The sequence below is a fragment of the Sphingomonas sp. Leaf33 genome (genome assembly GCF_001421785.1).
Classification (GTDB): domain Bacteria; phylum Pseudomonadota; class Alphaproteobacteria; order Sphingomonadales; family Sphingomonadaceae; genus Sphingomonas.
In genome coordinates this window covers 1,719,570-1,730,723 of the sequence record NZ_LMLB01000001.1, presented here as the reverse complement: position 1 = coordinate 1,730,723, position 11,154 = coordinate 1,719,570, and the positions used below count along the sequence as shown (strand labels likewise).

At 64.7% G+C, this 11,154-nt stretch carries 8 protein-coding genes; 4 read left to right on the top strand and 4 right to left on the bottom strand.

Annotation, left to right across the window (positions count from 1 at the left end):
- Positions 1-109: 109 nt before the first annotated feature.
- From ASE86_RS08565 to ASE86_RS08555, 3 genes are all read right to left on the bottom strand, one after another.
- On the bottom strand, positions 110-1,429 hold the full coding sequence (locus ASE86_RS08565; RefSeq protein WP_056424636.1) for an amidohydrolase: 1,320 nt from the start codon (positions 1,427-1,429) through the stop codon (positions 110-112).
- Positions 1,426-2,712, bottom strand: a complete 1,287-nt coding sequence (locus ASE86_RS08560) for an MFS transporter (RefSeq protein WP_056424633.1) — start codon at positions 2,710-2,712, stop codon at positions 1,426-1,428. Before ASE86_RS08560 ends, ASE86_RS08565 begins: the two co-directional genes overlap by 4 nt.
- 114 nt (positions 2,713-2,826) lie before the next feature.
- Positions 2,827-3,846: a sensor histidine kinase gene (locus tag ASE86_RS08555; RefSeq protein ID WP_056426877.1), complete on the bottom strand. Its 1,020-nt coding sequence runs from the start codon at positions 3,844-3,846 to the stop codon at positions 2,827-2,829.
- Between the two features lie 106 nt (positions 3,847-3,952).
- Between ASE86_RS08555 and ASE86_RS08550 the strand changes: the two genes are divergently transcribed.
- Complete coding sequence (locus tag ASE86_RS08550) at positions 3,953-6,274, top strand: ATP-dependent helicase (RefSeq protein ID WP_056424631.1); 2,322 nt, start codon at positions 3,953-3,955, stop codon at positions 6,272-6,274.
- Here the strand turns inward: ASE86_RS08550 and ASE86_RS15675 are convergent.
- A complete protein-coding gene (locus ASE86_RS15675; RefSeq protein WP_082441759.1) occupies positions 6,271-7,209 on the bottom strand; it encodes a DUF2971 domain-containing protein in 939 nt (312 codons plus the stop codon). The two genes, ASE86_RS08550 and ASE86_RS15675, sit on opposite strands and share 4 nt — an antisense overlap.
- Before the next feature lie 144 nt (positions 7,210-7,353).
- Here ASE86_RS15675 and ASE86_RS08545 point away from each other — a divergent pair, with 144 nt between their 5' ends.
- The 3 genes from ASE86_RS08545 (at position 7,354) to ASE86_RS08535 (ending at position 11,131) form a co-directional block, all read left to right on the top strand.
- On the top strand, positions 7,354-7,887 hold the full coding sequence (locus ASE86_RS08545; RefSeq protein ID WP_082441758.1) for a glycine zipper 2TM domain-containing protein: 534 nt from the start codon (positions 7,354-7,356) through the stop codon (positions 7,885-7,887).
- A gap of 197 nt (positions 7,888-8,084) precedes the next feature.
- Positions 8,085-10,784 (top strand): DNA gyrase subunit A, encoded by a 2,700-nt coding sequence (gene gyrA / locus ASE86_RS08540; RefSeq protein ID WP_414881278.1) that lies wholly within the window; start codon positions 8,085-8,087, stop codon positions 10,782-10,784.
- The gene (locus tag ASE86_RS08535; RefSeq protein ID WP_414881264.1) at positions 10,781-11,131 is read left to right on the top strand and encodes a DUF952 domain-containing protein; all 351 of its coding nucleotides are present in this window, start codon (positions 10,781-10,783) and stop codon (positions 11,129-11,131) included. The genes gyrA and ASE86_RS08535 overlap by 4 nt, the downstream gene beginning before the upstream one ends.
- Positions 11,132-11,154 lie beyond the last annotated feature (23 nt).

Genomic DNA, 11,154 nt, shown 5'->3' with positions numbered 1-11,154 from the left:
CCCCGGCGCAGGCCGGGGTCCACTGCGCGGCTTGAGGAAGCACGTGGGCCTCCTGCCCTTCCCTATCGGCACGGTGGACCCCGGCCTATGCCGGGGTGACGAATAGGGGTTAGTCGGCCCCCGCCCCCGCCTTTGCCGGCCCCAGCAGGTCCAGCACCGCGGCGGTCATCGCGGTCGCGCCGGTCACGATCGCGGGTTCGGGCGCGACCTTGAACAGCGGCGAGTGGTGCGACGCGACGGCCGGACCCGTGCCGTTCGCCGCCGCCTCCAGCGCCGCACGCGGGGTGCCGCCGACCGCGAAGTAATAGCCGGGGACCTTCAGTTCGGGCTGCACCAGATAGGCGAAGTCCTCCGCCCCCATGCCGTTCTGCTCGAACGGAATGACAGCCGCCGCACCCATGTCGCGGGCGAGTGCGGCGTTCAGCCGGCGGGCGAGTTTCGCATCGTTGATCGTCGTCGGCGTGCCCTCGCTGACGGTAACCCTCGGCAGCTTGTCGTCGGCCATGCCGTTCAGCCGCCCGACGCCCTCTGCCACCCGCTTGATCCCGGCAAGCAGTTGCGCGCGCGTCTTTTCGTCGTTGGCGCGCAGCGTCACCTGCAACCGCGCTTCGTCGGAGATGATGTTGTGCTTGGTCCCGGCGTGGAACGATCCGACCGTGATGACGCCCGGCGCCAGCGGCGCGCGTTCGCGGCTGATCAGGCCCTGGAGCGCGATGACGATCTGGCTGGCCATATAGACCGGGTCCTTGCCGGTGTTCGGCGAAGCACCGTGCGCACCCACCCCGGGCACGACGATGTCGACCGAATCGGCAGACGAATATTGAATGCCCTCCGACGCCGCGACCGTGCCCGTGGGCTGTTGCGCGGAGACGTGGAAGGCCAGCGCATAGTCGGGCTTCGGGAAGCGGGTGTAGAGCCCGTCCTTGAGCATCGCCGCTGCGCCGCCGACGCGTTCCTCGGCGGGCTGGACGATCATCACAACCGTGCCCTTCCAGCGATCCTTCATCGCCGCCAGGCGGCGCGCAGTCGCGACCATCGCGGTAATGTGCGTGTCGTGGCCGCAGGCGTGCATCACCGGGCTCTCGACCCCATCGACCCCGACCTGGCGCACGACCGACATGTTCGGCAGGCCGCTCGCTTCCTTGACAGGCAAGCCGTCCATGTCGGCGCGCAGCAGGACGGTCGGGCCGACGCCGTTGGTCATGACGGCAACAACGCCGGTGCCGCCGACCTTTTCGGTCACGGTCGCACCCGCCTTGCGCAGTTCGGCGGCCATCCGCGCGGCGGTATTGATCTCCTTGAAACTCAGTTCCGGATTGCGGTGGAACCAGTCGAACAGCGCGCCCAGGTCCTTGGCGTAATCCGCGCGGATAGCGGCTGCATAGTCGGCGGACGGGCTGGCGGCGGCCAGCAGCAACGGCAGGATCATGGCCAAACTCCCTCGAGCGGAACCGGATCGACGGTTCGTGGACGCAACAGCAGCAGCGCGATCAGGCTCAGCGCCGTCGTTGCGCTGAGATACAGGCCGACCGACGCCAGCCCGCCCTTCAGAGTCAACCACTGCGAGATAAGCGGGGTCAGCCCGCCGCCCAGCACGCCGGCGATGTTGAACGTCATCGACGCGCCGGTGTAGCGCACTCGCGGCGGGAACAGCCCCGGCAGCCATGCGCCCAGCGGACCGTAGACGAAGCCCATCGCCAGCAGCGCGAGCGCCAGGAACACGAACGCGCCGAACAGCGATGCCTGGACCAGCGGCGCGATGACGAAGCCCAGCAGGATCGTCGCGACGCATCCGCCCGCCAGCACCCGCCGCTCGTCGAAATGCTTGTCCGCCAGCCAGGCCGCCGAATAGATGCCAACCGCCATGAACAGGATCGCGACCAGCTGGATGCCCAGGAACGCCTGCATCGAATGGCCCAGCGTCTTGGTGCCGTAGCCGAGCAGGAAGGCCGTTCCGACATAGTAGGTCGCAAAGCACGCGATCGCGCCGACCGTCCCGCCGACCAGCATCCGGCCGTGGTTGCGAACCAGTTCGGCGAGCGGCACCTTCGGCGGCGGCGCGTCCTTCAACGATTGCGCGAATTCCGGGGTCTCGGTCAGCTTCAGGCGGATGTACAGGCCGACTGCGACCAGCAACGCGCTGATCGCGAACGGCAGGCGCCAGCCCCAGTCGCGGAACTGTTCGGGGGTCAGCGCGACACCCAGGATCAGGAACAGGCCGTTCGCGGCGATAAACCCGGCCGGCGCCCCCATCTGCGGCGCGCTGCCATAGCGGGCGCGCCAGCCAGGCGGCGCATTTTCCACTGCCAGAAGCGCCGCCCCGCCCCATTCGCCCCCAAGGCCGAAGCCCTGCCCAAAGCGCAGCACGCACAGCGCGAACGGCGCGATCCAGCCCGCCTGCTGATAGGTCGGGAGCGCTGCGACGAGCGTCGTCGAGATGCCCATCGTCAGCAGCGAGGCGACCAACGTAGACTTGCGTCCGATCCGGTCGCCGAAATGTCCGAAGAACGCCGCCCCCACCGGCCGCGCGAAGAACGCCACCGCCAACGTCGCGAACGCCGCCATCTGTTGCAGCGCCGGATCGTGCGAGGGGAAGAAGATGCTGCCGAACACCAGGCTGGCGGCGGTCGCGTAGATGTAGAAATCGTAGAATTCGATTCCCGTACCGACAAAACTGGCGGTCAGCACGCGGCGATGTGACGGTGCAGTCAACTGGCAATCCTCCCCGCCAGCGACGATAGAGCTGTGGAGAGGGAGGGCAAGACCCCCGACGTATCGACGCGACCTCGCATCCCGTTCATGGGTCTGGCGCGGCGGGATAACCGATCACGTACCCGGTAGCGTCAGCGTCGCTCGCGTGCCCGCCGCCCGCGCCAGGTCGAACCGCCCGCCGCGCGATTTCGCCAGCATGGTCGCGATGCGCAATCCCAGACTGGCCGGTGCGCCGCCATCGAAATCGTCGGGCAGGCCGTGGCCGTCGTCCTCGACGTTGACCACCAGTTCGCCGGTCGCGGTGTCGCGTAGCACGCGTACCTCAATTTTGCCGGCGCGGTCGCGAGCGAAGCCATGTTCGATCGCGTTGGCGACCGATTCCGCGACGATCAGCGCGGTCGGGATCGCCGCGTCCGGCTCGATGCGGATCGCCGGATCACCCGTCACCGCCACACCCACGTCGGTGCGGCCGCTCGCGTCGATGACACTGCGGCACAGCTCGTCCAGAAACGGCACCAACATCTGCGCGGCGCCGCTGGTGTCGTAGAGCTGGCGGCTGATCCGCCCGATCAGCTCCAGCCGGCGCGACGCCTCCGACAGCGCTGCCCGCGCGTCAGGATCGGCAAGCTGGCGCGTCTGCACCGTCAACAGTGCGGCGGCGACCTGGAGGTTGTTCGACACACGGTGTTGCAATTCGCGGAACAGCAACTCGCGCGTCTCGGCCAGCACACGGTTGGCCTCGCGCTCCGCGGCCAGCCGGCGGTTGCCGGATTGCATCCAGTGGACCAGCACCAGGTCGGTGACGACGACGAACAGGTAGAAGCCGAGCGCGACCGTCACGCCCCGGTCCACCGCGAACGAATAGCGCGGCGCGAGGAAGAAATACCAGGCGAGGAACCCGCAGATCACCGCCGACACCGCACCCAGCCGCGCGCCGAACAGGAAGGATGTCACGATGATCGCGGGGAAGAAGGTCACATAGGGAAAGCCCGCCGGCATCCATGGATCGACGCCTTCGCGCACCGCAAACGCCACCGCGGCAAGGACCAGCGTCGCGACGACGCCGAGCCACGGGCGATCCTGGAAGACAGGAAACCGCTCGATCCAGCGCGAGCGTTCGGGCGTGTCGCTCACCGGGGCGCCACCGGGCGGGCTGCGTTGGCCGTCGTCGTCACTGTCCGCATCCTCGCCTTGCGCCAAAAACTTGCCCTCGCCGGCCGCGTTCCCTACCTGTTCGCGAATGTCTGCGCCAGCCCCCCACACCGACGAGCCGTCCTACCTCCGCGGCCTTAACGAACCGCAGCGCGAGGCGGTGCTGACGACCGAAGGGCCGGTTCTCGTGCTCGCCGGCGCCGGCACTGGCAAGACCGCGGCGCTGACCGCACGGCTGGCGCATCTGCTCTACACGCGCCGCGCGTACCCGTCCGAAATCCTGAGCGTCACCTTCACCAACAAGGCGGCCAAAGAGATGCGCGAGCGCGTCGGGCGGCTGGTCGGCGACATGGTGGAGGGGATGCCGTGGCTCGGCACCTTCCACAGCATCGGCGCGAAGATGCTCAGGCGGCACGCCGAGCTGGTCGGGCTGCAATCGAATTTCACCATCCTCGACACCGATGACCAGATCCGGTTGCTCAAAACACTGATCGCCGATGCGGACATCGACGAGAAGCGCTTTCCCGCGCGCAGCCTGGCGGGGTTCATCGACAGCTGGAAGAACAAGGGGCTGACGCCTGCGCAACTCGATGCCGGGGAGAGCGAACTGTACGCCAACGGCAAGGGCCAGCAGCTGTACCAGGCCTATCAGGATCGGCTGAAGACGCTGAATGCCTGCGACTTCGGCGACCTGCTGCTCCACAGCCTCGTCCTGCTGCGCGAACACCGCGAGGTGCTGGAACACTATCAGAAGCGCTTCCGCTACATCATGGTCGACGAATATCAGGACACCAACAGCGTCCAGTATCTCTGGCTCCGCCTATTGGCGCAGGAGCGCAAGAACATCGCCTGCGTCGGCGACGACGACCAGTCGATCTATTCGTGGCGCGGCGCGAAGGTCGAGAACATCCTGAAGTTCGAACGCGACTTCCCCGGCGCGGTGGTCATCCGGCTGGAACAGAACTACCGCTCCACCCCGCATATCCTGGGCGCGGCATCCGGCGTCATCGCCAACAACGGCGGGCGGCTCGGCAAGACATTGTGGACCGAGTTAGACGCCGGCGAGAAGGTGAAGGTCATCGGCGTCTGGGACGGGCCGGAGGAAGCCCGCCGTGTCGCGCAGGAGATCGAGGCGTGCCAGGTCGCGGGCAGATCGCTCGACGACATCGCCATACTGGTCCGCGCGCAGCATCAGACCCGCGAATTCGAGGACCGCTTCATCGCGACCGGCCTGCCCTACCGCATCGTCGGCGGCTTCCGCTTCTACGAACGTGCCGAAATCCGCGATGCGCTGGCGTATCTGCGTGTCGTCGCCCAGCCGGCGGACGACCTGGCGTTCGAGCGGATCGTCAACGTGCCGAAGCGCGGGCTTGGGGACAAGGCCGTCGCCAAGCTGCACCAGCTCTCCCGCGCGCTCGGGGTGCCGCTGAGCGAAGCGGCCGCACGCATCCTCGACACCGACGAGATGACCGGGGCGGCCAGGAAATCGCTCGGGCGACTGGTGGCCGATTTCGCGAGCTGGCGGACCAAGGCGGCCGAGCTGCCCCATGCCGAACTTGCGCGGCAGTTGCTCGACGAGAGCGGCTATACCGCGATGCTTCAGGCCGATCGATCGGCGGAAGCGGCCGGGCGGCTGGAGAACCTGACCGAACTCGTCCGCGCGATGGAGGAATATGACTCACTCGGCGCGTTCCTGGAGCACGTCAGCCTGGTGATGGAGAACGACGGCGGCAACCGCGGCGCACAGGTGACGATCATGACGATCCACGCCGCCAAGGGGCTGGAATTCGACACCGTATTCTGCGCCGGCTGGGAGGAAGGACTGTTCCCCTCGCAGCGCTCGCTCGACGAAGGCGGCCTCGCCAGCCTGGAGGAGGAACGCCGCCTGGCGTACGTCGCCATCACCCGCGCGCGGCGCCGCGCCATCATCCTCCACGCCGCCAATCGCCGCATCTATGGCCAGTGGAATTCGAGCATTCCGTCGCGCTTCGTCGCCGAACTGCCCAAGGTCCACATCGACGAGGAAACCACGATGTCCGGCGGCGAGTCGCTGTGGCGCGCCAACTGGAGCGAGCGCGCCGACCCGTTCGCCGACGTAGCGAGAGGCACCGGCCGCGGCCCCGGCTGGCAACGCGCGGCCGGCGTCGGCGGCGCGGTGGACGTGAAGAACCCCGGCGGCGCCTTCACCAGCCGAACCTTCACCCGCGAGCCCGCCCGCGTGAAGGAAGCCACCCGCAGCGCCATCAGCCTGGGCAACAAGGGCCGCGACGATCTGTCGATGGGACAGCGGGTGTTCCACCAGAAGTTCGGCTATGGCGAAATCGTCGAGATCGAAGGCAATAAGCTGGAAATCGAGTTTGAAACGGCTGGGCGGAAACGGGTGATGGATAGTTTTGTAAATACGAACTAACGATACATACTTCCAGCTTGCTTGACCTCAATCCCGGAAAATCCTAACGTATTCAGAAAAATTTTGAAGTCGCTTATTGGGGTCGTACATCTCGGGCCCATCCAAATTTCTTTAACGGCAAACTGGCTTTTTATCTGCATTTTTAAGTCAATAAATGGTACCAGGCGACCTTTAGAAACTCTGTAGCTTATATTACCATCCTTTACTCCAACCCCCCATACGAAGCCACCCAGAAACCTTAGCTTTTCTTTGTTATACTTGAGATCTATTTCAACAATATGACTGCCACGCACCTCTCTTTCATCGGTGAATGCTGGATTTTTCATTGTTGCTATAACATCGAACAAGTAGCCAAAATTTGCCTCAGCACTTCTTATAAATAAGTTATTATCTTTCTTATATAATTCAAACAGACATATTATATGCTGTATAATTAAGTCCTGCTGTCGCTTTATTTCATACGTTACTTTAAAATATCGAGCCGGTGTATCCAGCTCATTTACGCTGAATCCGATAGAGAACCCTTGTCCATCATCCGCATACGCCCTCCATTGACTTAAACTATCTCCAGACGTTGAAAAGCAAGCCACGAACGACTTAGAGGTTCTTAGTGTCAAATCCCAGTTTTGTCTCACATCATCAATAAATACTTTCGATATCGCTGGATACGTATCTGGAATATCTTCTCGATCAATAAGTCTTTCCATAGATTTTTCAAATTGCCTAATTCCCCAAATTATTTCCTCACCGTCGTTCAAGCAACTTGCATCGCTAAATCTAATTGTCTTATTTTTCAATATACTCAGCAGCGTTTCCGCCGAACAGTAGTGATATATAAGGTCGTTACTTGTATCCATTCGATTTGATTGATTAACGTTTATTAGATCGTAATCTATTCCCAGCGCGGATGACTCTGATCTAACTTCGAATGACATGGTGCCGTTTCCATTCAAATAACAAGAGATACATGACGTCCTGTTGCTTAGAAAAAGTCAAGCGCTAGATCCCGCAGGATGGAACCAAATCAGTCGTAAATCGTAGCGGTCAAGCCATTAACCCGCATTCCCGAGGTGATTTGCATGACCCGCCTGAAAACCATCGCCATTCTCGTGGCCAGCGCTTGCGCGGCCGTCGCCATGCCCGCTGCCGCCCAGACCTCGGCCGAGCAGCAGCGCTTCGATGCCGCGCAGCAGCGCTTCGACCGTGAGTACCAGCTGTTCCGTCAGGAAATGGACCGCTATCGCACCGCCTCCAGCCGGACCGGCGGTTATCGCCAGGCGCCCGATTACCGGGCTGAGGGCTATAACAGTTACGAGGACTGGCGCGACGAGGGCGGCTATGATCCCGCGCAATATTATCGCAACGGCAACCAGTATCGCGAACGCGTGCTGGCGTCCGACGAGCGTATCTATTCGGGCAACGACGGCCGCTATTACTGCCGTCGCAGCGACGGCACGACCGGCCTAGTCATCGGTGGCGCCGCGGGTGGCATTCTGGGCAACGTGATCGACGGTGGTCGCTCGCGTACGGTCGGTACGCTGCTGGGCGCCGCCGCCGGCGCACTGGGCGGTCGCGCGGTCGAGCGGAGCAACGACCAAATCCGCTGCCGCTGATCGTGCGTTTCCGGGGCCCCCTCGCGGAGCCCCGGAACCCGTTTCCCTCGCGCGCGTACGCACGGGCGCGGGGGTTGTCGGTAGTCGCGGTGGGGGCTAGGGCGTAACGATCCTGTAACGCCAGAAAGCCTGCACCTTTGACCGACGCGCCGACGCTGGATTCCTCCGACATTTCGCCGATCTCGATCGTCGACGAGATGAAGTCGAGCTACCTCGACTATGCCATGTCGGTCATCGTCGCGCGTGCCTTGCCCGACGTGCGCGACGGCCTGAAGCCGGTCCATCGCCGCATCCTCTATTCGGCGTATGAGAGCGGCTACGTCGCCGGGCGGCCGTACCGCAAGTCGGCGCGCATCGTCGGTGACGTGATGGGTAAATATCATCCGCACGGCGACAGCAGCATCTACGACGCGTTGGCGCGGATGGCGCAGGACTGGTCGATGCGGGTGCCGTTCATCGACGGCCAGGGCAATTTCGGATCGATGGATCCCGATCCGCCCGCGGCGATGCGCTATACCGAGAGCCGTCTGGCGCGCGTCGCCAACTCGCTGCTCGACGATCTCGACAAGGACACGGTCGATTTCGTCCCCAATTATGACGGGCAGGAACGTGAGCCTGCGGTCCTGCCGGCGGGCTTCCCCAACCTGCTGGTCAACGGCGCGGGCGGCATCGCCGTCGGCATGGCGACCAACATCCCGCCGCATAACCTGGGCGAAGTCATCGACGCCTGCCTGGCCTACATCGCCAACGGCGCGATCACGGCCGAGGAGCTGATGGAGATCGTGCCGGGTCCGGACTTCCCGACCGGCGCCCTGATCCTCGGCCGTGCGGGCTGTCGTTCGGCCTACACCGGCGGGCGCGGGTCGATCATCGTGCGCAGCCGCTACATCACCGAACAGCGCGGCGAGCGGCGGTCGATCGTGCTCACCGAAATCCCGTTCCAGCAGGGCAAGAACGCGCTCGTCGAAAAGATCGCCGAGGCCGCGAAGGACAAGCGGATCGAGGGCGTCAGCGACATCCGCGACGAATCGAACCGTGACGGCGTCCGCATCGTCATCGACCTGAAGCGCGATGCGACGCCCGACGTCGTCCTGAACCAGCTGTGGCGCCACACGCCGGCGCAAGGCTCCTTCCCCGCCAACATGCTGGCGATCCGCGGGGGCCGCCCCGAGCTGCTCAACCTGCGCGACATCATCGAGGCGTTCGTCAAGTTCCGCGAGGAGGTCATCACTCGCCGCGCGAAGTTCGAGCTGAACAAGGCGCGCGACCGTGCGCATATCCTGCTCGGCCTGGTCATCGCGGTCACCAATCTGGACGAGGTCGTCCGCATCATCCGCGGCTCGTCGTCTCCGGCCGAGGCGCGCGCATCGCTGCTCGCGCGCGACTGGCCGATCGCGGAGATCGCGCAGTACATCAAGCTGGTCGAGGCGGTCGAGGTCGAGGTGACCGGCGACACCTATCGCCTGTCGGATATTCAGGTCCGCGCGATCCTCGACCTGCGCCTCCACCGCCTGACCGCGCTCGGCCGCGACGAGATCGGCGACGAGTTGCAGGAACTAGCGTCGTCGATCGCCGAACTGCTCGAAATCCTCGCCAACCGCGCACGCCTGTACGAGGTGATGGTCGAGGAACTGACCGCGATCCGCGACCAGTATGCGACTCCGCGCCGCACCGAGATCGCCGCGGCCGCCGACGGGATCGACGACGAGGATCTGATCGAGCGCGAGGACATGGTCGTTACCGTGACGGTCGAGGGCTATATCAAGCGCACGCCTCTGGCGACCTTCCGCGCCCAGGCACGCGGCGGCAAGGGCCGCAGCGGCATGGCGACGAAGGACGCGGACGTCGTTACCGAACTGTTCGTCACCAGCACGCACACCCCGGTGCTGTTCTTCTCGACGCTCGGCAAGGTCTACCGCATGAAGGTGTGGCGCCTGCCCGAAGGCGGTCCGGCCACGCGCGGGCGGCCGATGGTCAACCTGCTGCCGCTCGCCAATGGCGAGAAGATCCAGACCGTCCTGCCGCTGCCAGAGAATGAGGACGACTGGGGCAAGCTTCACGTCATGTTTGCGACCGCGCGCGGCAACGTTCGCCGCAACTCGATGGACGCCTTCGCCAACGTGCCGTCGAACGGCAAGATCGCGATGAAGTTCGAGGGCGAGGACGACGGCGACACGCTGATCGGCGTCGCGCTGCTCGATGCCGGCGACGACGTGCTGCTGGCGACCCGCCAGGGCCGGGCGATCCGCTTCGCCGGCGACGAGGTCCGCGAATTCCAGAGCCGCAATTCGACCGGCGTACGCGGCATGCGTCTAGGCGCCGGCGACGAGGTCATCGGCCTGTCGATCCTGCACCGCGTCGGCGCCACGTCGGAAGAGCGCGAGGATTATCTGCGCTTCGCCCCCTGGAAGGCCGAGCGCGAAGGCGAGCCGACGATGCCGCTCGACCGGTTCGAACTGCTGCGCGGACGCGAACAGTTCATCCTGACTGTCTGCCAGAACGGCTATGGCAAGCTGTCGTCGGCCTATGAATACCGCCGCACCGGCCGCGGTGGCCAGGGCATCACCAACATCGACAACATCGCCCGCAACGGCCCCGTCGTCGCGAGCTTCCCGGCGACAAAGGCCGAACAGCTGATGCTGGTGACTGACCAAGCCAAGCTGATCCGCATCCATCTGGGCGACCTGCGGGTCATCGGCCGCGGATCGGCGGGCGTAAAGCTGTTCGACGTCGGCAAGGGCGAGCATGTCGTGTCCGCCGCCAAGATCGACGAGCAGGAAGAGCCTGAGAACGCGGCAGAAGCGATGGTTGCGGCTGAACTCAACGCCGAGATCGCGCCCGACACCGGCGACACGATCGGCGGCGATGCGGCCGAAGGTCCGGAGGGCGGCCAGTGAATACGCCCGCCACCGCCTACAAGGTTCTGACGCAGGACCAGATGGACGCGCTGGAGGCCGATGGCACCTTCGCCGGCGCACCGGTCGATCTGGCGGACGGGTATGTCCACCTGTCGACCGCGGCGCAGCTGACCGAAACCGTGGACAAGCATTTCTCCGGTCAGTCGGACCTGCACATCGTCGCGGTCGATCTCGACGCGCTGGGCGATGCGGTGCGATGGGAGGAAAGCCGCGGCGGGCAGCTGTTCCCCCACATCTACGCCGCGCTGCCGCTGTCGGCGGTGGTCGCATATTCGCCGCTCGAGCGCGACGATACGGGGCAGGTCCGGATGCCGGTGGCGGGCTAAAGCCCACCACCGTCATCCCCGCG